We start from the raw sequence: 22,145 nt of genomic DNA on the forward strand, positions 1-22,145 counted from the left end.
GCCTTAGGAGATAGTCATGACGACGTCGGTGATCGTTGCTGGAGCCCGGACACCCATCGGAAAGTTGATGGGTTCGCTGAAGGACTTTTCCGCCAGCGATCTGGGGGCGATCGCGATCGCGGGCGCACTGGAAAAGGCCAAGGTTCCGGCCTCCGCAGTCGACTACGTGATCATGGGCCAGGTGCTCACGGCCGGGGCCGGTCAGATGCCGGCGCGCCAGGCGGCCGTGGCGGCCGGTATCGGGTGGGATGTTCCGGCGCTGACCATCAACAAGATGTGTCTGTCCGGTATTGACTCCATCGCGCTGGCTGACCAGCTCATTCGCGCCGGGGAGTTCGACGTGGTGGTGGCCGGCGGCCAGGAGTCGATGACCAAGGCGCCGCACCTGCTGATGGACAGCCGCTCGGGCTACAAGTACGGCGACGTGACGGTGCTGGACCACATGGCCTACGACGGCCTGCACGACGTGTTCACCGACCAGCCGATGGGGGCGCTCACCGAGCAGCGCAACGACGTCGACGAATTCACCCGGCAGGAGCAGGACGAGTTCGCTGCGCGGTCCCACCAGAAGGCAGCCGCGGCATGGAAGGACGGCGTCTTCACCGACGAGGTGGTGCCGGTCAACATCCCGCAGCGCAAAGGTGATCCGCTGCAGTTCACCGAGGATGAGGGCATCCGGGCCAACACCACCGCCGAGTCGCTGGCCGGCCTCAAGCCGGCATTCCGCCGCGACGGCACCATCACCGCCGGTTCGGCCTCGCAGATCTCCGATGGCGCGGCCGCGGTGGTGGTGATGAGCAAGGCCAAGGCCCAAGAGTTGGGCCTGACCTGGCTGGCCGAGATCGGCGCGCACGGCGTGGTGGCCGGACCGGACTCCACCCTGCAGTCGCAGCCGGCGAACGCGATCAAGAAGGCGATCGGCCGTGAGGGCATCTCGGTGGACCAGCTCGATGTCATAGAGATCAACGAGGCGTTCTCCGCGGTGGCGCTGGCGTCGACCCGCGAACTGGGCGTGAACCCCGACCTCGTCAACGTCAACGGCGGCGCGATCGCCGTCGGGCACCCCATCGGGATGTCTGGGGCGCGGATCACGCTGCACGCCGCGCTGGAGCTGTCCCGACGCGGGTCCGGGTACGCCGTCGCCGCGCTGTGCGGGGCCGGCGGGCAGGGCGACGCCTTGATTCTGCGCGCGGGCTAGCCGCAGTCAGGGGCTTATCGGACGTTGCTGGGACGACGCGCCGATGAATAATTGTGATCTTCGTCATATTTGCTGTTGACGACCCCGCCCGGGGCCCTTTTCGCCCGGTCGTGGCGCCGCCTGACGCGGTCGCGACCGGGTGGATGGGCAGCCCGGGCGCATGACAAACTTGACGGCGTGACGCGTCCGCGACCCTCTATCGGCCCCGCCCTGGCTGGTGCGGTCGATCTCTCCGGTCTCAAGCAACGGCCCCAGCCGGCGGGCGGCCCTCCCGCGGGGGCGGCGCCGTCGGCCGGCGAGGGCGACACCGGAATCATCGCGGTCACCGAGGCCAACTTCGAGGCCGAGGTGCTGCTCCGCTCCGAGGAAGTCCCCGTCGTGGTGCTGCTGTGGTCACCGCGCAGCGACGCGTGCGTGCAGCTGCTCGACACCTTCGCCGGCCTGGCCGCGCAGGACAACGGCAGGTGGTCGCTGACGACGGTCAACGTCGACGTCGCGCCGAGGGTCGCGCAAATATTCGGCGTCGACGCGGTCCCCACCGTCGTGGCCCTGGCCGCCGGTCAGCCGATATCGAGTTTCCAGGGAATGCAGCCGACGGAGCAGTTGCGCGGCTGGTTGGACCAGATTCTCTCGGCGACCGCCGGAAAGCTCAGAGGCTCAACGGGTCCCGGTGAGACGGAGGCCGTCGATCCGGAGCTGGCCGCGGCCCGTCAGCAACTGGAAGACGGCGACTTCGAAGCGGCCAAGACGTCGTATCAGTCGATACTGGACGCCAACCCCGCCAACGCCGAAGCCAAGGGTGCGATCCGCCAGATCGAATTCCTCACGCGCGCAACGGCGCAACCCCCGGATGCCGTCGCGGCTGCCGACGCCGCGCCCGGCGACATCCAAGCCGCCCTGGCCGCGGCCGACGTGCAGATCTTGAATCAGGATGTCGCAGGCGCCTTCGACCGTCTGATTGCCTTGGTGCGCACCACATCCGGCGACGATCGCACCCTGGTGCGCACCCGGCTGGTCGAGCTGTTCGAGATCTTCGACCCCGCCGATCCAGAGGTTGTCGCCGGCCGGCGTAACCTCGCCAACGCGCTGTACTGACGCGACCGTTACTCGGGTTCCAGCCACAGCGCCGAGGTGGGCGGTAGCACCAACAGCGCCGAGGCGGGCCGGCCATGCCACGGGTCTTCCGTAGCGTCGACGCCGCCCATATTGCCGATACCCGAACCGTTGTAGACCGTCGCGTCGGTGTTGAGCACCTCGCGCCAGCGCCCCGCCTGTGGCAGACCCAGCCGGTATCCGCCGTGCTCGGCGCCCGCGAAGTTGAACACGCACGCCATCACCGAGCCGTTCTTGCCGTAACGCAGGAAGCTCAACACGTTGTTACCCGAGTCGTTGGCGTCGATCCAGGAGTATCCGTCGGGCACGGTGTCCTGGCTCCACAACGCCGGGTGACTGCGGTAGACGCCGTTGATGTCGCCGATCAGGCGCAGGATCCCGTTGGAGAACCCTTGCTCGTCGAGCTGCCACCAATCCAGGCCGCGCTCCTCCGACCACTCGGCGCGCTGACCGAATTCCTGTCCCATGAACAGCAATTGCTTGCCCGGGTGCGCCCACTGGTAGGCGAGCAGGCTGCGCAGCCCGGCCGCCTTGACGTGGTTGTTGCCCGGCATCCGGCCCCACAGGGTGCCCTTGCCGTGGACCACCTCGTCATGGCTGATAGGCAGCACATAGTTCTCGCTGAACGCGTACAGCATCGAGAACGTCATCTCGTGGTGGTGGAAGCTGCGGTAGATCGGATCGCGACTGATGTAGTCGAGCGTGTCGTGCATCCAACCCATGTTCCACTTCATCGAGAAGCCCAGACCGCCAAGGTTTGTCGGGCGGGTGACCCCCGGCCACGAAGTCGACTCTTCGGCGATGGTGACGATGCCCGGGGCGGTCTTGTGCACCGTAGCGTTCATCTCCTGCAGGAACTGCACGGCCTCGAGGTTCTCCCGTCCGCCGTAGATGTTGGGGGTCCAACCGCCTTCCGGGCGCGAGTAATCCAGGTAGAGCATCGAGGCGACCGCGTCCACCCGCAGGCCGTCGACGTGGAACTCTTCGAGCCAGAACAGTGCGTTGGCCACCAGGAAGTTGCGGACCTCCCGTCGACCGAAGTCGAATACGTAAGTGCCCCAATCGAGTTGCTCGCCCCGCTTGGGATCGGAGTGCTCATACAGCGGCGTGCCGTCGAAGCGGCCCAGCGCCCAGGCATCCTTGGGGAAGTGGGCCGGCACCCAGTCCACCAGCACGCCGATGCCGGCCTGGTGCAATGCGTCGACCAGCGCCCGGAACTCGTCCGGTGTCCCGAAGCGCGACGTCGGAGCGTAATACGACGTCACCTGGTAGCCCCACGATCCCGCGAAGGGGTGCTCGGCGACCGGCAGCAGCTCGACGTGGGTGAACCCGTGCTCCACCACGTAATCGGTGAGCTCACGGGCCAACTGCCGATAGTTCAGGCCGGGACGCCAGGAACCCAGGTGGACCTCATAAGTGCTCATCGGCTCGAACACCGGGTTGCGCTGCGCGCGTGCCGTCATCCAGTCGGCGTCCTCCCAGGTGTACTGGCTGCGGGTGACCCGCGATGCGGTGTGCGGCGGCACCTCGGTGGCGAATGCCATCGGGTCGGCGCGGTCGGTCGCCACGCCGTCGGCGCCGTGTACGCGGAACTTGTACAGCCCCTCGAGCGGGAACCCGGGCCAGAACAACTCCCAGACGCCCGATGACCCCAGCACCCGCATCGGGGCTTCGGTGCCGGTCCAGCCGTTGAACTCACCGATCAGAGTGACACCTTTGGCGTTGGGCGCCCACACCGCGAACGACACGCCGGTGACGACGCCGTCGGCCGTGGTGAATGAGCGGGGATGTGCGCCAAGGACTTCCCAGAGCCGCTCGTGGCGTCCCTCCCCGAACAAGTGAAGGTCGACCTCGCCCAAAGTCGGCAGAAAGCGGTACGCGTCCGCGACGACGTACGGCTCGGCACCTTCATAGGTGATCTGCAGCCGATAGTCGATCAGGTTGACGAACGGCAAGACCACGGCGAAAAGGCCGGAATCGATGTGCTGCATAGGGAATCGGTCGTCACCGACCAGCGCGACGACTTCGGCCGCATGCGGCCGGTACGCCCGGATGACGGTGTGATCGCCGTATTCGTGAGCGCCAAGAATGCTGTGCGGGTTGTGGTGTGTGCCGGCGACCAGGCGCGACAGGTCGGCCGGATCGGGCGCCAAGTGTGTCCGAGCGAGTTGGTCGGCTTGGCTCATATCCCTTTCACCTCCGGTCCGTTTCATCGCCTGCGTATCAGGGTCATGCGTGCGTCATGCGGTATGAGCGGCATATTGATGATGTGCGCGACGGCCTGACCGGGGTCGATGCGAACGTAATTAGCCTGCCCCCATTGGAATTCCTGGCCGGTGATCTCGTCGCGCACCCAAAACCGCTCGTAGGGCTCCATACCCAAAGCGGCCATGTCTAAAAACAGGGTCGCTTCCTCGGCTCCGTACGCGTTGAGCGTCACGACCACCAGCACACAGTCGCCGGTCGCCGGGTCGAACTTCGAGTAGGCCAGCATCGCGTCGTTGTCCACGCCGTGGAAATGGATGGTGCGCAGTTGCTGCAGGGCGGGATGAAGTCGGCGAATTGCGTTGAGCTGTGTGATGAATGGCTCGAGCGATCGTCCCTCGGCGAGGGCGCCCGCGAAATCACGGGGCCGCAACTCGTACTTCTCGGAGTCCAGGTACTCCTCGCTGCCCTCCCGCACCGCGCGGTGCTCGAACAGTTCGTAACCCGAATACACGCCCCAAGCCGGCCCCATGGTGGCAGCCAGCACCGCACGGATGGCGAACATTCCGGGCCCGTTGTGCTGCAAGACGGCGTGCAAGATGTCGGGGGTGTTGACGAACAGGTTGGGGCGGCGAAAGTCGGCGAGGCTGGCGATGTCGTTGCCGAATTCGGTCAATTCCCACTTCGCCGTGCGCCAGGTGAAGTAGCTGTAAGACTGGGTGAACCCCAATTTCGCCAGACCGTACTGCCGCGCCGGTGGCGTGAACGCCTCGGACAAGAACAGGACGTCGGGATCGGCGGCCTTGACCGTGGCGATCAGCCAGGCCCAGAAATCCGGCGGCTTGGTGTGCGGGTTGTCGACGCGAAAGAACTTGACGCCGTGGTCGATCCAATACCGGACCACGCGCAGCACCTCGTCGTAGAGGCCGGCCGGGTCGTTGTCGAAGTTGATCGGATAGATGTCCTGGTACTTCTTGGGCGGGTTTTCCGCGTAAGCGATGGTGCCGTCGGGCAATTCGGTGAACCAGTTGCGGTGGTCACGCGCCCACGGATGGTCCGGCGCGCATTGCAGGGCGAGGTCCAGCGCCACCTCCATGCCCAGCTCGCGCGTCGCGGCGACGAACGCGTCGAAGTTCTCGATGGTGCCCAGGTCCGGATGGATGGCGTCATGGCCGCCCTCGTCGCTGCCAATCGCCCAGGGAGAACCCACATCGCCGGCTGCGGCGGTCGGGGAGTTGTTGCGCCCCTTGCGATGTACCTTGCCGATCGGGTGGATCGGCGGCAGGTAGACGACGTCGAATCCCATTGCCGCGATGCGCGGAAGCTGGGCGGCGGCGGTGGCGAAGGTGCCGTGCACCGGGTTGCCGTCGGCATCCCATCCGCCGGTCGAGCGGGGAAACATCTCGTACCAGGAGCCGAACCGCGCCAGCGGCCGGTCCACCCACACGCCGTGCTGTTCGCCGCGGGTCACCAGATCGCGCAGCGGGTAGTCGGCCAGAATCTCTTCGATCTCCGGTCCCAGCGCCAGCGCGGTGCGGGTGACTGGATCACCGGGCTTGCGCAGCGCAGTCGCGGCGGTCAGCAGCGGTTCGCGCAGCGGGCGGGGCACGCCCGTGGCCGCGCGCTCGAACAACCCGGCGCCGACCAACAGATCGTTGGACAGTTCGGTTTCGCCTTGACCCGCGTCCAGTTTGGCGATCAGCCCGTGTCGCCACGAATGAATCGGGTCGCCCCACCCGTCGACCCGGAACGTCCACAAACCGACCTGGTCGGGGGTGAACTGACCATGAAAGACATAGGGCTCGAGACCCATCGTCATCGGCAGCGACAGCGGCTTGATCCGTTGCTGATTGACCTTGCCGTCGCGTTCCGTGACCGGCTTTGCCGGCGCCTGAACCGCCTTGATCCGGCGGGTCTCGGTTACCTGCGGATAGCCGGTGCCGAGGTAGCGCACCACCAAGGTGGCCGCGACGGCCTCGTGACCCTCGCGCCATACCGCGGCGCTGACCGGTACGACTTCGCCGACCACTGCTTTCGCGGGATACGCGCCACAGGAAACGACCGGTTGGACGTTATCGATCTCGACACGACCGGGCACCAGCACTCCGTTCCGATTGTGTGCGGCCAACCCCCGCGATGTGTTCCGTGCGGATTGCCGCTCGTCGGGAAACTTCCTGTCGTGGGGAACTTTCTGTGCGGGGAGGCATCGTTGCGACCCCGGTAACTACCCGATACCCACCCTAGTCTCCGGTCACACACCGGCGAGGAAAGCGATCCTGTCCGCCGTGCGGCGGCGCAGAACCTCAGTAAGGTATTAACGCGTGAAAGCCCTCCGCCGGTTTACCGTCCGTGCTCACCTTCCGGAGCGTTTGACCGCGCTGGACCAGCTGTCGACCAACCTGCGATGGTCGTGGGACAAGCCCACCCAAGAGCTTTTCGCGACTATCGACCCCGAGCTGTGGGAGCGGTGCAGCAGCGATCCAGTCGCGTTGCTGGGCGCGGTGAAGCCGGCGCGGCTCGACGAGTTGGCGCTCGACGAGGCGTTCCTGGGCCGGCTCGATGCGTTGACCGCCGATTTGAACGATTACCTGAGTCGCCCGCTGTGGTACCAGCAACAGCAGGAGCGCAGCGCCGAAATGCCGGCCGCGATTGCCTACTTCTCGATGGAGTTCGGCATCGCCGAAGTGTTGCCCAACTACTCCGGCGGTTTGGGCATCCTCGCCGGCGACCACCTGAAGTCCGCGTCCGATCTGGGTGTCCCGCTGGTAGCGGTGGGCCTTTACTACCGCTCCGGATACTTCCGTCAGTCGCTGACGGCCGACGGCTGGCAGAACGAGACCTACCCGTCGTTGGACCCGCAAGGCCTGCCACTGCGGCTGCTGACCGATGCGACCGGCGAACCCGCGCTGGTTGAGTTGATGCTGCCGGACTCCGCACAGCTGCACGCCCGGATCTGGGTCGCTCAAGTGGGCAGGGTTCCGTTGCTGTTGCTGGATTCCGACGTCCCGGAGAACGAGCACGATCTGCGCGGCGTCACCGATCGCCTGTATGGCGGTGATCAAGAACATCGGATGAGGCAGGAGATCCTGGCGGGCATCGGCGGGGTGCGGGCGATCCGTGCCTTCACCGACATTCACGGACTGCCCGCGCCCGAGGTGTTCCACATGAACGAGGGCCACGCGGGCTTCCTCGGAGCGGAACGCATCCGCGAACTGATGACCGGCTCCGGGCTGGACTTCGACACCGCGCTGACGGTGGTGCGCTCTAGCACGGTGTTCACCACGCATACGCCCGTGCCCGCCGGGATCGACCGGTTCCCCATCGACATGGTGCGGTTGTACTTCGACGACCACGCGGGCGACGAAGCCGAACCCGCCGGTAAGGCCGCGACGTCTGACGCCTCGCCGGTGCTGCTGCCGGGTGTGCCGACGGCTCGCATCCTGGCGCTCGGCGCCGAGGACGACCCCACCAAATTCAACATGGCGCACATGGGCCTACGGCTGGCCCAGCGCGCCAACGGGGTGTCGTCGCTGCACGGACGGGTGAGCCGGTCCATGTTCAACGAACTGTGGCCCGGTTTCGACGCGAGCGAGGTGCCGATCGGCTCGATTACCAACGGAGTTCACGCCCGCACCTGGGCGGCGCCGCAGTGGCTGCAGCTGGGCCGCGAGCTGGCCGGTTCGGATTCGTTCAGCGATCCGGGGGTCTGGCTGCGCCTCAAGCAGGTCGACGCGGGCCACCTGTGGTGGATCCGCTCGCAGCTGCGATCCCTCCTGGTCGACGACGTCCGGCAGCGGCTCCGTCGGTCATGGCTGGAACGTGGCGCCTCGGACGCCGAATTGGGTTGGATCGCAACGGCATTCGATCCAGAGGTGCTGACCATCGGTTTCGCTCGGCGGGTGCCGACGTATAAGCGGCTGACGCTGATGCTGCGTGATCCGCATCGGCTGGAACACCTGCTGCTCGACCAGGAGCGGCCCATTCAGCTGATCGTCGCGGGGAAGTCGCACCCCGCCGACGACGGCGGCAAGGCGCTGATCCAGCAGGTGGTGCGCTTTGCCGACCGGCCAGAGGTGCGCCACCGCATCGCTTTTCTGCCCGATTACGACATGTCCATGGCGCGGCTGCTCTACTGGGGCTGCGACGTGTGGTTGAACAACCCCTTGCGACCGTTGGAGGCTTGCGGCACTTCGGGAATGAAGAGCGCACTCAACGGCGGCCTGAACCTGTCCATCCGCGACGGCTGGTGGGACGAATGGTACGACGGCGAAAACGGTTGGGAGATACCGTCTGCCGATGGCGTGACCGACGAGAACCGGCGCGACGACCTGGAGTCCAGTGGGCTCTACACACTGCTGGAAGAAGCCGTCGCACCGAAGTTCTACGAGCGCGACGAACACGGCGTGCCGCCGCGCTGGATCGAGATGGTGCGCCACACCGTGCAGACGCTCGGACCAAAGGTGTTGGCGTCCCGCATGGTGCGCGACTACGTCGAGCAGTACTACACCCCGGCCGCACAGTCGCTGCGCAAGACGATCGCACCGGCCGACGGTGCCGAAGACGCGGCGGGCGGCGGCGAGTTCGGCGCGGCCCGTGAGCTGGCCGCCTACCGCCGGCGTGCCCAGGAGGCCTGGCCCAAGATCGTCATCACCGATGTCGACAGCACCGGCCTGCCGGACAGTCCGGTGCTCGGCTCGAAGCTGACCCTGACCGCCACCGTCGCGCTGGCCGGGTTGGCGACCGACGAGGTCACGGTCCAGGCGCTGGTGGGCCGGGTCGACGCCAGCGATGCCCTGCTGGAGCCGATCACCGTCGAGATGTCCTACACGGGTACCGCCGAGGGCGGCAACCAGGTCTTCTCCACGACGACGCCGCTGCCGCTGGCGGGATCGGTCGGCTACACCGTGCGCGTGCTGCCGCACAACCCGATGCTGGCGGCCAGCACCGAGCTTGGCCTGGTCACGCTGGCGCGATAGCCGGGTCGGTCAGGCCGACAGGCCCTCTTCCGAAGGCGCCGCGGTGCGCAGCCGCTGCAGCGCCTGGCGCACCTGGTCGCCGTTGGTGGTCTGCCAGAACGGCGGCAACGAGGCCCGCAGGTAGCCGCCGTAGCCGGCGGTGACCATGCGGGAGTCGAGCACAGCAACCACGCCGCGATCGCTGACGCGCCGCAACAGCCGCCCCGAGCCCTGCGCCAGCAGCAGTGCCGCGTGGTTGGCGGCGACGGCCATGAAACCATTGCCGCCGCGCGCGGCGACCGCGCGCTGCCGCGCACCCAGCAGGGGGTCGTCGGGCCGGGGGAACGGGATGCGGTCGATCAGCACCAATGACAGCGACGGCCCGGGCACATCGACGCCCTGCCACAGCGACAGCGTGCCGAACAGCGACGTCTGCGGGTCGGCGCTGAACTGCTCGACGAGCGCCGAGGTGCTGTCGTCGCCCTGACACAGCACCGGCGTCGACAGCCGCCCGCGCATGGCCTCGGCCGCCGCCCGGGCCGCCCGCATCGACGAGAACAACCCCAGCGTGCGTCCGTCAGCCGCGGCGATCAGCTCGGCGATTTCGTTCAGCTGCTCGGCAGAGCCGGTGCCGTCGCGTCCCGGTGGCGGCAGGTGCGCGGCCACGTAGAGGATTCCGGCCTTGGCGTGCTGGAACGGCGAGCCCACATCGACGCCGCGCCAGCGCGCGTCGTCGCCTTCCTCGGCCGTCAGTCCCCAGGCCGCGGCCATGGCGTCGAACGAGCCGCCGATGGTCAGCGTCGCCGACGTCAGCACCACGGTCGAACGCGAGAACACCCGCGACCGCAGCAGCCCGGCGACCGACAGCGGCGCCACGCGCAACACCGGGCGCGAGGAACCCCTGATCTCTTCGTGCTCGAGCCACACCACGTCGGTGCGGTCGGGGATGGCCGGACCGAACGATCCCAGCACGCGCGACGCGGTGTCCGAGATCTCGCTCAGTGCCGCAACGGCTTCCGCGCGCGCCGACGCCGCCTTGGGGTCGTTGGTGGTGTCGATCGCCGAGCGCGCCACGCTCGCCACGTCGCGCAGCGCGGTCAGGTAGGTCGCCAGCTCGTCGTCGAGGCGGTCGATGCGGCCCGGCGTGCCGTCGTGGATGATCGAGGCGAAGTTCGCCGTCGCCGCCTCCAGCCGCTGGATCAACTCCGGCTCCACCAGGCGGGCGATGCGCCGGGCGGCCACGCCGAGGGAGGCCGACGTCAGCTCCGCGGTGGCCACCGATGTCACCCGATCGACCAGCTCGTGCGCTTCGTCGACGACCAGCAGCGCATGCTCGGGCAGCACCGCCGATTCGGCCACGGCGTCGATGGCCAGCAGCGCGTGGTTGGTGACCACGACGTCGGCGCGCCCGGCCCGGCTGCGCGCCCGCTCGGAGAAGCACTCGGCGCCGAACGGGCAGCGCGCCACGCCGAGGCATTCCCGCGCGGAAACGCTGACCTGCGACCAGGATCGGTCTCCGACGCCGGGTTTGAGGTCATCGCGATCACCGGATTCGGTGCTCGACGCCCATTCGGTGAGGCGCTGGACGTCGCGGCCCAGCGCGCTGACCGCCATCGGGTTGAACAGTTCCTCCTGCGGCCGGTCGTCGCCCTCTTCACCGTCGGCTGCCCCGCCATTGTGAATCTTGTTCAGGCACAGATAGTTTCGCCTGCCTTTGAGTAAAGCGAACTGCGGACGGCGCGGCAGCGCAGCGGCCAGCGCGTCGACCAGCCTGGGCAGATCGCGGTCGACCAGCTGGCGCTGCAGAGCGATCGTCGCCGTGGACACGACGACGGGGGACTCGTCGTCGATCGCGTGGACGATCGCGGGCACCAGATACGCGAGCGACTTGCCGGTGCCGGTGCCGGCCTGCACCACCAGGTGCTCGTCGGTGTCGAAAGCGCGCGCCACCGCGGCGGCCATCTCCTGCTGGCCGCTGCGCTCACTGCCACCGAGCGCGGCCACCGCGGTAGCCAGCAGCTCGGATACGGAAACGTCGGACGTGGCTACCCTCTTCGCTGTTCGGGGGCGGGAATCTGTGTCGTCGTGATCGCGGGGTCGCCGTGCGACAAGTTCAATCCCTCCCACGGCAGAGTGCGCAGCCCGGAAGTTACCAGCTCGCGCGCCGCGGCGAGGTTCGGTTTGGACACCAGTTCGCCACCGCGGACCAGCGGGATGGTCAGCACCCGAGCCGGTTCGGAGACGACGGGCCGGTGACCGGCCGGATACACCACCTCCTCGGTGACGATGCCGGAATCGCGCGATAGGCGCAGCGCCTCCTTGCGCCCGCCCTGGGATCCCTTGTGGCTGCTGCGCTTTTGCACCGGCAACCCGTCCACCTCGACGAGTTTGTACACCATGTTCGCCGTCGGGGCGCCCGAGCCCGTCACCAGCGACGTGCCCACGCCGTAACTGTCCACCGGCTCGGCGGCCAAGGCCGCGATGGAGTACTCGTCGAGGTCGCCGGAGACGACGATGCGGGTCCCGGTCGCTCCCAGCTCGTCGAGCTGTTCACGCACCTGCCGGGCCAGCACGCCCAGCTCGCCGGAGTCGATGCGCACCGCGCCCAAGCCGGTACCGGCGGCGGCCACCGCATTGGCGACACCGGTCGTCACGTCATAGGTGTCCACCAGCAGGGTGGTGTTAACCCCGAGCGCGTCGACCTGTGCCCGAAATGCCGCCAATTCGGTGGATTCCGTGGGGGAGTCGGCGCGAGCATGCAGCATGGTGAACGCGTGCGCGGCGGTGCCCTCGGCGGGTACCCCGTAGCAGCGCTGCGCCTCGAGATTGGACGACGCCGCGAAACCGGCCAGATACGCGGCGCGGGCCGCGGCGATGGCGGCCTGTTCGTGGGTTCGTCGTGACCCCATCTCGATCAGCGGGCGTCCCCTGGCCGCGCTCGCCATCCGCGCCGCGGCCGACGCGACCGCGGTGTCGTGATTGAAAATCGACAGCGCCAGCGTCTCGAGCACCACGCATTCGGCGAACGTCCCGGTCACCGACAGGACGGGGGATCCGGGGAAGTACAGTTCGCCTTCGGCGTAGCCGTCGATGTCACCGCCGAATCGGAATTCGCGTAAGTACCGCAACGTATCCGGGTCGAGGAACTGTGCCAGCGACTGGCACGCCTGGTCATCGAAGCTGAATTGCGGCAGCGCCTCGAGCAGCCGGCCGGTTCCCGCGACCACGCCGTAGCGGCGGCCGTCGGGAAGCCGGCGGGCGAAAAGCTCGAAGGTGGTCCGTCGATCCGCGGTGCCGTCTCGCAGCGCCGCGGCCAACATCGTCAGCTCGTATTTGTCGGTCAGCAGCCCAGTGACGACCGGGTCGTTCATTCCATAACGGTATCGGCTGCCATTGGGGCTCGGAAACGTCGTGCACCCCTCGGTATCGTGTACGCCATGGTTGTTATGTCAGCGCCCACTAAGCCGGGCACTACAGGACAACGAGAGTCCGCACCGGTAGAGGCCACGGCGAGCCCGTGGGTCACGATCGTCTGGGACGACCCGGTCAATCTGATGACCTATGTGACCTATGTGTTCCAGAAGTTGTTCGGCTACAGCGAGCCGCACGCCACCAAGCTGATGTTGCAGGTGCACAACGAGGGAAAGGCCGTGGTGTCCGCCGGCAGTCGTGAGTCCATGGAAGCCGATGTGTCCAAGCTGCACGCCGCCGGTCTTTGGGCGACGATGCAGCAGGACCGCTGAACCTCGAGGCGCTGGCGATTTCCTGTGCGCAAATGGAAGCGGGTCGAAACCGCTAGCGGCCCTCGCTTTCGGTCGTCCCTGGCATCGCACGAGGCCGCCCTGCTCAAGAACTTGGCCACCGCGATGATCGGCCTGCTCGACGAGCGTGAATCGTCTTCGCCCGCAGACGAACTCGAGGAGATCACCGGGATCAAGACGGGCAATGCCGATCCCCCGAAAGATCCCACGCTGCGCCGGCTGCTGCCCGACTTCTACAGGTATCACGACGAGGACACCGCGCCGCCCGATTCCGCGGACAGCCTGAACGCCGCGTTGCGCAGCCTGCACGAGCCCGACATCGTCAACGCCAAACGCGTTGCCGCACACCGATTGCTGAGCACGGTTCCCGACGATGGCGGCCGCTTCGAGCTGACCGAGGACGACGCGAACGCATGGATCGCGGCGGTCAACGACATCCGGTTGACCCTGGGAGTCATGCTCGAGGTCGGGCCGGAGGGTCCGGAGCGCCTGCCCGCCGACCATCCCCTGGCCGTGCACTTCGACGTGTACCAGTGGCTGACGGTGTTGCAGGAGTACCTGGTCCTGGTGCTGATGGGGCCCCGCGACCGATGAACGCCATCACCGACGTCGCGGGCATCCGCGTCGGCCACTACCAACGTCTGGATCCCGACGCGTCCCTGGGCGCCGGCTGGGCTTGCGGCGTCACCGTCGTGCTCACCCCGCCCGGCACCGTCGGCGCGGTGGATTGCCGCGGCGGAGCGCCCGGCACCCGGGAGACCGATCTCTTGGATCCCGCCAACACCGTGCGGTTCGTGGACGCGGTGTTGCTCGCCGGGGGCAGTGCCTACGGGCTGGCCGCCGCCGACGGCGCCATGCGCTTCCTGGAAGAACGCGAGCGCGGTGTGGCGATGGACGGCGGCGTGGTGCCGATCGTGCCGGGCGCGGTGATCTTCGATCTGCCGGTCGGGGGATGGGAGTGCCGCCCGACGGCGGAGTTCGGTTACGCGGCGTGCGAGGCCGCCTCGCAAGACGGCGAAGCCGGCGCGGCGATGGGCGTCGGGACCGTCGGCGCCGGGGTGGGGGCGCGCGCCGGGGCGCTCAAGGGCGGAGTCGGAACCGCGTCGAGGGCGCTTCCGTCCGGCGTGACCGTCGGGGCGGTGGCCGTGGTGAACTCCGCCGGCGAGGTCGTCGACCGGACCACCGGGCTGCCGTGGATGGCGGACCTCACCCGGCAGTTCGGGCTGCGGCCGCCGCCGGCCGAGCAGATCGAGGCGCTCGCCCAGTTGCCGTCCCCGTCGGATCCGGTGGACAACCCGCTCAACACCGTCATCGCGGTGGTGGCCACCGACGCCGCCCTGAGCCCGGCGGCATGTCGGCGGGTGGCGATCGCCGCCCACGACGGCCTCGCCCGCAGTATCCGGCCGGCGCACACGCCGGTCGACGGTGACACGGTGTTCGTGCTGGCCACCGGGGCGGTCGAGGTAGGCGCGGACACCAGTCCGAAACCGGTGCCCGCCGCCTTCTCCCCAGAGACCCGGCTTGTCACCGAGGTGGGCATCGCCGCCGCCGATTGCTTGGCGCAAGCGGTGCTGGACGGCGTGCTGGCCGCCGAATCGATCGCCGGCATACCGAGCTATCGCGACGTGCTGCCGGGTGCATTCGGTCGATGAGAGGCGACCGGCCGCGGCGCCGGTAGCCTTGACGATGCTGGAAACACGCTGGAAGGGCAGCCATGGGTAAGAGGACTCCCACCGGACGCCCCGGCGCGCCTGCAGCTCAGCCGAGGAAGCGGTCCGCCGCCGCCGTGGGAGCCGTCACGATCCTCACGTTCGTGGCCCTGCTCTACGTCGTCGAGCTGATCGACCAGCTGACGCGGCACTCGCTGGACGCCAATGGCATCAGGCCGCTGGAGGCCGACGGCCTGTGGGGCGTCGTCTTCGCCCCGGTGTTGCACGAGAGCTGGCAACACCTGATGGCCAACACCATGCCGCTGCTGATCCTCGGATTCCTGATGACGCTGGCCGGCCTGTCCCGGTTCGTCTGGGCTACCGCCATCGTGTGGATCGTCGGTGGCCTCGGCACCTGGGTCATCGGCAACGTCGGCAGCAGCTGCGGGCCCACCGACCACATCGGCGCGTCGGGCCTGATCTTCGGCTGGCTGGCCTTCTTGCTCGTATTCGGCATCTTCGTGCGCCGGATGCGCGACATCATCATCGGCCTGATCGTGATGTTCGCCTATGGCGGCGTCCTGCTCGGAGCCATGCCGGTGCTCGGCAGATGCGGAGGCGTGTCATGGCAGGGCCATTTGTGCGGAGCGATCGCCGGCGTCGTGGCCGCCTATGTGTTGTCCGCACCGGAGCGTCAGGGCCGGACGTCGAGGAAGGCCCGCACCGCTGTGCCGCGGCCCAAGATATGAGCTCGGCAATGGCGCCCGTCGGGGTATTCGACTCCGGCGTCGGGGGACTCACCGTCGCGCGGGCGATCATCGACCAGCTGCCCGACGAGGACATCATCTACGTCGGCGACACCGGCCACGGTCCGTACGGCCCGTTGACCATCCCCGAGGTCCGCGCGCACGCGCTGGCCATCGGTGACGACCTCGTCGGCCGCGGCGTCAAGGCGTTGGTCATCGCCTGCAACACCGCATCCGCGGCGTGCCTGCGAGACGCTCGCGAACGCTACGACGTGCCCGTCGTCGAGGTCATCCTGCCCGCGGTGCGCCGCGCGGTGGCCACCACCCGCAACGGGCGCATCGGCGTCATCGGCACCCAGGCGACCATCAACTCGCACGCCTATCAGGACGCGTTCGCCGCCGCCCGCGACACCGAGATCACCGCGGTGGCCTGCCCGCGCTTCGTCGACTTCGTGGAGCGCGGCGTGACCAGCGGCCGGCAGGTACTCGGGTTGGCCGAGGGGTATCTCGAGCCGCTGCAGCGCGCGCAGGTCGACACGCTGGTGCTCGGCTGCACGCACTACCCCCTGCTGTCCGGGCTCATCCAGTTGGCGATGGGGGAGCACGTGACGCTGGTTTCCAGCGCGGAGGAAACGGCCAAGGAAGTGCTTCGGGTGTTGACCGAACGGGACGTGCTTCGCCCGCACGACGCACCCCCTGCGACTCGCGTTTTCGAAGCCACCGGCGACCCCGACGCATTCACCGCGTTGGCGGCGCGATTCCTGGGTCCCGCGGTCACCGGTGTCCAGCCCGTTCATCAGGTGCGCATTGATTGACGACCGGACGAGATTCTCGTCACACCAATGCGGCGATGTTTTCGTCACGGTCCTACCGGGCATGGCACAGTAGTGTCCGTGCGAATAACCGTGCTCGGCTGCTCGGGCAGTGTGGTCGGTCCGGATTCGCCCGCGTCGGGTTATCTGCTCCGGGCACCGGACACTCCGCCGTTGGTCATCGACTTCGGCGGGGGCGTTCTCGGCGCGCTACAGCGGTATGCCGACCCCGGTTCCGTGCACGTGCTGTTGTCGCATCTGCATGCCGATCACTGTCTGGATTTGCCCGGGCTTTTCGTGTGGCGGCGCTACCACCCGACGCGTCCGCTGGGCAAGGCGTTGCTCTACGGCCCGGGGGACACTTGGTCGCGCCTGGGCGCCGCGTCGTCGCCCTACGGCGGTGAAATCGACGACTGTTCAGACATTTTCGACGTTCGGCATTGGATCGACGGTGAGCCTGTGACCATCGGCGCGCTGACGGTGACACCGCGTGTGGTGGCTCATCCGACCGAGTCCTACGGCCTGAAGATCACCGATCCCTCCGGCGCATCGTTCGTCTACAGCGGCGACACCGGTACGTGCGATCAGCTCGTCGAGCTGGCTCGTGGCGCCGATGTCTTCCTCTGCGAGGCTTCGTGGACGCACTCGCCGGATCGGCCGCCCGCGTTGCATCTGTCGGGCACCGAGGCCGGCCGCGCCGCGGCCGAGGCCGGCGTTCACGAACTGTTGCTGACGCACATTCCTCCGTGGACCTCGCGTGAGGACGTGATCAGCGAGGCCAAGGCCGAGTTCGATGGTCCCGTGCATGCGGTGGTGTGCGGGGAGACGTTCGATATCCGCCGCTCCGAGCGGGTCTGAGCCACCCGCGGCGGTGGTGAATTGCCCGCTAGTGTTGGCGGCGTGACGAGACGAGAAGACGGCCGCCTCGACGACGAGCTCCGGCCCGTTGTCATCACCCGCGGTTTCACCGACCACCCCGCCGGTTCGGTATTGATCGAGTTCGGCCACACCAAGGTCATGTGTACGGCCAGCGTGACCGAGGGGGTGCCGCGCTGGCGCAAGGGATCGGGTCTGGGGTGGCTGACCGCGGAGTACGCGATGTTGCCGTCGGCAACCCACACCCGCTCGGACCGCGAATCGGTAAAGGGCCGCCTGTCCGGCCGCACCCAGGAGATCAGCCGCCTGATCGGGAGGTCGCTGCGTGCGTGCATCGACCTCGCGGCACTGGGGGAGAACACCATCGCCGTCGACTGCGACGTCTTGCAGGCCGACGGTGGCACCCGCACCGCGGCCATCACGGGTGCCTTCGTGGCGTTGTCCGACGCGGTGACCTATCTCGCGGCCTCGGGCAAGTTGTCGGATCCCCGGCCCTTGTCCTGTGCGATCGCGGCGGTCAGCGTCGGCGTGGTCGACGGGCGGATCCGCGTCGACCTGCCCTATGAGGAGGACGCCCGCGCCGAGGTCGACATGAACGTCGTCGCCACGGACACCGGGACCCTCGTGGAGGTGCAGGGGACCGGTGAAGGGGCGACCTTCCCGCGCTCGACGCTGGACAAACTACTCGACGTGGCGCTGGCCGCATGTGACAAGTTGTTCGCCGCGCAGCGCGACGCGCTCCAGCTCCCATATCCCGGCGTGCTCCCCGAGGGCGCGCCGGCGCCGAAGGCGTTCGGCAGCTGACCGCGCCCGATGGTGACGACCCGCCGCCCCCGGCTTCGCCGCGCTTGCGATCGGCACGCCTGCTGGTCGCCAGCCGCAACCCGAAGAAGCTCGCCGAGTTGCACAGGGTGCTCGACGCTGCCGGCCTGACCGGGTTGAGCTTGGTGTCGCTCGACGATGTGGCGCCGTTCGAGGAAGCGCCGGAAACCGGCGCGACCTTCGAGGACAACGCCCTGGCCAAGGCGCGTGACGCGTTCACTGCGAGCGGTCTGGCGAGCGTGGCCGACGATTCCGGGCTGGAGGTCGCCGCGCTGAACGGCATGCCCGGTGTGCTGTCGGCGCGCTGGTCGGGCACGCACGGCGACGACGCGGGCAACACCGCGTTGCTGTTGGCGCAATTGCGCGACGTGCCCGACGGGCGTCGCGGTGCGGCATTCGTGTCCGCCTGTGCGCTGGTCTCGGCCGCAGGCGAGGTCGTCGTGCGCGGCGAGTGGCCGGGAAGCATCGCGCGCGAACCGCGCGGCGACGGGGGCTTCGGCTATGACCCGGTCTTCGTCCCCCATGGGCACGACCGCACCGCGGCAGAACTGAGCCCAGCGGAGAAGGATGCGGTCTCGCATCGCGGTCGCGCCCTGCGGCTGCTGTTGCCGGCGCTGGAAACGCTGGCGCGTTCCGGAATCAGCTAGGTTGGCGAGGTCCGGCCAGGCGTCGTTCACTTTCGCCCCACCAGACGCTCCGCGGGTTGATAGGCGTTTTGCCCGCCTTCGAGCGACAATTTTCCTTGCCTGACCTTGTCGCTCCGAGGTGGGCATTCGCGGTGCCATTACCGAAAAAGGATCGGTGTGGCGGAGGTGGCCTACAAGCCGAAACGCGCCTTGACGTCCCGGGTTTGGAAGTGCTCGACGATGATGCCGAGCAGCGGGATGGTCCCGGATAGCAGCACACCGACCGTCTTGCCGAGCGGCCAGCGCACCTTGATCGCCAGATTGAACGCGGTCAAAACGTAGATGAAGTACACCCAGCCGTGGACGACCTCGATCCAGCGGATCTCGTGGTTGAATGCGAGGTGCGAGACGATCTCGTAGCACAACGCGATGAGCCACAGGCCCGTCGTCCACGCCATGACGCGGTAACCGAGCAACGCGGTGCGGATCTTGTCGACGGGGACTGCGGGCGCCGATGTTCCGGGCGTCTCCGGTGTCGTCATGCGGTTGTCCTCTTCTGCTTTTCGGCGTCTTGCGCGGCGAGCTCGGCCAGGTAGGCGTTGTACTCCCGCAGCGCTGGGTCATCGGATGTCTGTGGCGCGGGCTTGGGTCGGTCGGGCAGCAACCCGGCGGGTATCTCCGTCATCGCGTCTGTGGTACGCGGCTGTGGTGGTTCCTCTTCATAGCGAACGAATTTGCGGTACGCGTACACGCAAAACCCAGCGAACAGCGGCCATTGCAACGCATAGCCGAGGTTCTGGAACGAGCCGGAGACGGAATTGAACCTGGTCCACTGCCACCAGCCCAGGGCCAGGCAGCCGCACGCCGCGACGACCACCAGCGCGATCAGCGCCGGCCTGCGACGATGCGTAGTGGACACCCCTTGACCGTACCGCTCATGATTTGGGCCCGACGAATTCATCGGGTCCGCTCGTGACAACTTCGGGCTTTCGCAAGCGATACGATTGCCGGGCGCGCGGGCGTGGCGAAATTGGTATACGCGCCGGCTTTAGGTGCCGGTGCTCGAAAGAGCGTGAGGGTTCGAGTCCCTCCGCCCGCACTCGGAGCCGGCACCGAGGGCGTGTCACCTCAGGCCGTCGGTTCGGCCGACGCACAGCCTGAACAGGTGCCAGGAGATCTCGGCATGCACGCCGGCCTGGTCCAGGTACCTTCGCCAGTCGCTACGGCGAAAGCTTCGCGCGATGGAGATGACCCCGTCCTCGCGCAGGATGCGATGCCAGCCCATCAGGCGTGCCAGAGCCGGGAAACTGTAGTACGGCAGCGCGTGGCGCTGCAGGTCGACGATATGCCAACCGTACCTGGAGTTTTCGTTGAGCCAGGTCAAGAACTTGACGACATCCTCGTCGCTGAGGTGGTGGGTGAAGTCTGACGTGACGATGAAGTCAGGCCGCTCGGCGAGGGCGCAGCGAAACACATCCGCCGTCTGGTACTCGATATCCATCCATTCAGGCGTCGCCGCACGTGCGATCACTGCACTGCGTGGATTGACGTCGATGCCCGACAGGCGCACTTTGAGCCCGCGCTGGTGCGCCCAGGCGGCGATGGCGCGCAACAGATCGCCATGCCCGCAGGCGACGTCCAACACGCTGACTGTGGCGTCGGCAGAGCGTGCCTCAGTGGCCCGCGCCAGCCACCGAAGCGTCGGGTAGTGGGTGAGCGTCAAGCGATTGACGACGCAAAGCTCATCCAGGCATCGGTGATAGGTGGCCAGGTCTGTGCTCTGGTCGTCCAATTGTTCTGGTTGCGTACTGCGCGCTGAGAGGCGCATCGGCCGCCCCTTTGCTTGCCTCTGCTGTCGGAGCGAGCGTAGGACGCTCGGACGCGGCGCGAGGCGAAAAAGCGAACATGCGATGCCAGGAGAATGCCCAGCCCGCCGCCGGCATCACGCGGAAGTACAGCAGGTCATGAATGACTTTGAGCGGCTTCGAGTTCGGCCGGCTGAAGTCCAGCACCATCAGGCGGCCACCCGGCCGCAGGACACGCCGGAATTCACGTAGCGCCTTCCCGCGATCCGCGACGTTGCGTAACCCGAAGCCGATGGTGACTATGTCGAACCGTGCGTCCGGGAACCGCAGATCCGTGGCGTCCCCTTCCTGGAAGGTGACGGACCCGTGCTGTCGGCCCCGGCCGACGTCGAGCATCGCTTCACAGGAGTCGACTGCCACGACCTCGCCGTCCAGGCCGACCGCGGCGTCCTCCACCAAAGCAAGGTCGCCCGTCCCGGTGGCGACATCCAGCACTCGTTCGCCGGGGCGGAGGGCGCAGAGTTCGATAGCCTGTCGCTTCCACACGCGATGAAGCCCCACCGTCCAAAGATCGGTCATCACGTTGTAGCGCGGCGCGAGCGCCGAGAACAGCTCCTTGACGTACCTGCTCTTAGCCTCGTCCGACTGGTTCCATCGCCGTGTAATCATCGGAAGCCTCCGCATATCGCGACGTTGCCCCCGATTCGTCGATGGGAGCCTAAGCGCTGCCATGCTTATTCACTTCGGTAATTCCGGAATTACCGCGTCTGGTCGTAGCCCATCTCGGCTAGGTCACGACGGTAGGCGGGCGCGAAGCACTGGATCGTACCTATCGGCGGCCGACAAGAAACTGGCAATCCCACGCGGGCCACCGGCGTGAATTCAGCGATTCAGGCACCCCACCTATGACGTTCCAGAACCGTCGGGGACATTGAAGTCTTTTCACCGATTAAAGGGTATTGCACACGCGCCCAATGACCGATATAACATCAATAACCGTCGGCGCTCAGAGCCACGGTGATTCAACTCGGAGAAAGGCGCGACCGATGAGGACAAAGAGCACCAAGAAGCTGCTGAAAGCCGCAGCACTGGCCGCCGTGTTGACCGGTGTGATGCTGGGATCCTCGGGCTGCATAACGATCGACCTTGGTGCGCCGGGCCGAATCGCAGCGCAATAACGCGCTGGCCGTACGCCGGAGATAAGGCCCGGCCCTTATCGCCGGCGTCGGCCACTGGCTCGGATAATGGCCGCCGTCACGTGCGCGCGGTCAACCCAAACAGGGCATTCCAATGCTTTGATTGTTCGTGCCGCGATGGCCGCCGTTACTATCGTTGAATAGACCGCACGCACACTGCGTTGGCAACGTGCCTATTCGGCATGCTTAACCGAAACGCCGATCACAACGCAAACGGTTTCATCCTCGCGGCCAGTGCGACGCGGCGACGAATTGTCACCGAATGCAGCCCAAAATCATTGCGGTTGGCGATGCGATTCTTGGCCCCGGCTGCATTTGATGATGACACCGGCACGGCACTGAGAGCGCTGCCGTCTCCCGGGTAAGCGGAAGGCGTCCCGA

Annotated in this window: 20 protein-coding genes and 1 tRNA gene; 13 read left to right on the top strand and 8 right to left on the bottom strand. The window is 67.3% G+C overall.

From position 1 onward, the window contains the following. Positions 1-16 precede the first annotated feature (16 nt). Complete coding sequence (locus tag AC5Y30_RS23160) at positions 17-1,198, top strand: acetyl-CoA C-acetyltransferase (RefSeq protein WP_499921312.1); 1,182 nt, start codon at positions 17-19, stop codon at positions 1,196-1,198. Between the two features lie 177 nt (positions 1,199-1,375). Further along, positions 1,376-2,293 carry a co-chaperone YbbN gene (locus tag AC5Y30_RS23165; RefSeq protein WP_499921314.1) on the top strand — a complete coding sequence of 306 codons (918 nt, stop codon included), beginning with the start codon at positions 1,376-1,378 and terminating at the stop codon, positions 2,291-2,293. An 8-nt stretch (positions 2,294-2,301) separates the two neighbouring features. On the opposite strand, the gene glgB is transcribed toward AC5Y30_RS23165, so the two are convergent. Together glgB and AC5Y30_RS23175 are read right to left on the bottom strand one after the other, a co-directional pair. Beyond that, positions 2,302-4,497: a 1,4-alpha-glucan branching protein GlgB gene (gene glgB / locus AC5Y30_RS23170; RefSeq protein WP_499921316.1), complete on the bottom strand. Its 2,196-nt coding sequence runs from the start codon at positions 4,495-4,497 to the stop codon at positions 2,302-2,304. 23 nt (positions 4,498-4,520) lie between these two features. Beyond that, the gene (locus AC5Y30_RS23175) at positions 4,521-6,614 is read right to left on the bottom strand and encodes an alpha-1,4-glucan--maltose-1-phosphate maltosyltransferase (protein ID WP_499921318.1); all 2,094 of its coding nucleotides are present in this window, start codon (positions 6,612-6,614) and stop codon (positions 4,521-4,523) included. Positions 6,615-6,837: 223 nt separating this feature from the next. Here AC5Y30_RS23175 and glgP point away from each other — a divergent pair, with 223 nt between their 5' ends. Beyond that, positions 6,838-9,492, top strand: a complete 2,655-nt coding sequence (gene glgP / locus AC5Y30_RS23180; RefSeq protein WP_499921319.1) for an alpha-glucan family phosphorylase — start codon at positions 6,838-6,840, stop codon at positions 9,490-9,492. Positions 9,493-9,501: 9 nt separating this feature from the next. On the opposite strand, the gene AC5Y30_RS23185 is transcribed toward glgP, so the two are convergent. Both AC5Y30_RS23185 and AC5Y30_RS23190 read right to left on the bottom strand, forming a co-directional pair. After that, a complete protein-coding gene (locus AC5Y30_RS23185; protein ID WP_499921400.1) occupies positions 9,502-11,490 on the bottom strand; it encodes an ATP-dependent DNA helicase in 1,989 nt (662 codons plus the stop codon). Between the two features lie 26 nt (positions 11,491-11,516). Next, positions 11,517-12,842 (bottom strand): nicotinate phosphoribosyltransferase, encoded by a 1,326-nt coding sequence (locus AC5Y30_RS23190; protein WP_499921321.1) that lies wholly within the window; start codon positions 12,840-12,842, stop codon positions 11,517-11,519. Between the two features lie 66 nt (positions 12,843-12,908). On the opposite strand from AC5Y30_RS23190, the gene clpS reads away from it, so the two are divergent. The 8 genes from clpS (at position 12,909) to rdgB (ending at position 18,784) form a co-directional block, all read left to right on the top strand. Beyond that, positions 12,909-13,214: an ATP-dependent Clp protease adapter ClpS gene (clpS, locus tag AC5Y30_RS23195; RefSeq protein ID WP_067127731.1), complete on the top strand. Its 306-nt coding sequence runs from the start codon at positions 12,909-12,911 to the stop codon at positions 13,212-13,214. Between the two features lie 24 nt (positions 13,215-13,238). Continuing rightward, positions 13,239-13,826: an oxidative stress transcriptional regulator AosR gene (gene aosR / locus AC5Y30_RS23200; protein ID WP_499921323.1), complete on the top strand. Its 588-nt coding sequence runs from the start codon at positions 13,239-13,241 to the stop codon at positions 13,824-13,826. Next, positions 13,823-14,884, top strand: coding sequence for a P1 family peptidase (locus AC5Y30_RS23205; protein WP_499921325.1), 1,062 nt, complete (start codon positions 13,823-13,825; stop codon positions 14,882-14,884). Before aosR ends, AC5Y30_RS23205 begins: the two co-directional genes overlap by 4 nt. Positions 14,885-14,946: 62 nt before the next feature. After that, positions 14,947-15,630, top strand: a complete 684-nt coding sequence (locus AC5Y30_RS23210; RefSeq protein WP_499921327.1) for a rhomboid family intramembrane serine protease — start codon at positions 14,947-14,949, stop codon at positions 15,628-15,630. Then, positions 15,627-16,442, top strand: a complete 816-nt coding sequence (gene murI / locus AC5Y30_RS23215) for a glutamate racemase (RefSeq protein WP_499921329.1) — start codon at positions 15,627-15,629, stop codon at positions 16,440-16,442. The genes AC5Y30_RS23210 and murI overlap by 4 nt, the downstream gene beginning before the upstream one ends. Before the next feature lie 72 nt (positions 16,443-16,514). Then, on the top strand, positions 16,515-17,297 hold the full coding sequence (locus AC5Y30_RS23220) for a cyclic nucleotide-degrading phosphodiesterase (RefSeq protein ID WP_499921331.1): 783 nt from the start codon (positions 16,515-16,517) through the stop codon (positions 17,295-17,297). 42 nt (positions 17,298-17,339) lie between these two features. Next, a complete protein-coding gene (rph, locus tag AC5Y30_RS23225; RefSeq protein WP_499921332.1) occupies positions 17,340-18,119 on the top strand; it encodes a ribonuclease PH in 780 nt (259 codons plus the stop codon). A 44-nt stretch (positions 18,120-18,163) separates the two neighbouring features. Then, positions 18,164-18,784 carry an RdgB/HAM1 family non-canonical purine NTP pyrophosphatase gene (gene rdgB, locus AC5Y30_RS23230; protein ID WP_499921334.1) on the top strand — a complete coding sequence of 207 codons (621 nt, stop codon included), beginning with the start codon at positions 18,164-18,166 and terminating at the stop codon, positions 18,782-18,784. Positions 18,785-18,954: 170 nt separating this feature from the next. Here the strand turns inward: rdgB and AC5Y30_RS23235 are convergent, their stop codons facing one another. Then, positions 18,955-19,305: a DUF3817 domain-containing protein gene (locus tag AC5Y30_RS23235; protein ID WP_499921335.1), complete on the bottom strand. Its 351-nt coding sequence runs from the start codon at positions 19,303-19,305 to the stop codon at positions 18,955-18,957. Beyond that, positions 19,302-19,682, bottom strand: a complete 381-nt coding sequence (locus AC5Y30_RS23240) for a hypothetical protein (RefSeq protein WP_499921337.1) — start codon at positions 19,680-19,682, stop codon at positions 19,302-19,304. Before AC5Y30_RS23240 ends, AC5Y30_RS23235 begins: the two co-directional genes overlap by 4 nt. Before the next feature lie 96 nt (positions 19,683-19,778). Between AC5Y30_RS23240 and AC5Y30_RS23245 the strand changes: the two genes are divergently transcribed. After that, positions 19,779-19,862: transfer RNA gene (locus tag AC5Y30_RS23245), tRNA-Leu, on the top strand. Between the two features lie 24 nt (positions 19,863-19,886). Here the strand turns inward: AC5Y30_RS23245 and AC5Y30_RS23250 are convergent. Further along, positions 19,887-20,555, bottom strand: coding sequence for a methyltransferase domain-containing protein (locus AC5Y30_RS23250; RefSeq protein ID WP_499921339.1), 669 nt, complete (start codon positions 20,553-20,555; stop codon positions 19,887-19,889). Continuing rightward, positions 20,506-21,252: a ubiquinone/menaquinone biosynthesis methyltransferase gene (locus AC5Y30_RS23255; protein ID WP_499921341.1), complete on the bottom strand. Its 747-nt coding sequence runs from the start codon at positions 21,250-21,252 to the stop codon at positions 20,506-20,508. Before AC5Y30_RS23255 ends, AC5Y30_RS23250 begins: the two co-directional genes overlap by 50 nt. A 362-nt stretch (positions 21,253-21,614) precedes the next feature. On the opposite strand from AC5Y30_RS23255, the gene AC5Y30_RS23260 reads away from it, so the two are divergent. Next, positions 21,615-21,746 carry a hypothetical protein gene (locus tag AC5Y30_RS23260; protein ID WP_499921343.1) on the top strand — a complete coding sequence of 44 codons (132 nt, stop codon included), beginning with the start codon at positions 21,615-21,617 and terminating at the stop codon, positions 21,744-21,746. The last annotated feature ends 399 nt before the right edge of the window (positions 21,747-22,145 follow it).

The sequence above is a fragment of the Mycobacterium sp. NGS27 genome, assembly GCF_059813005.1.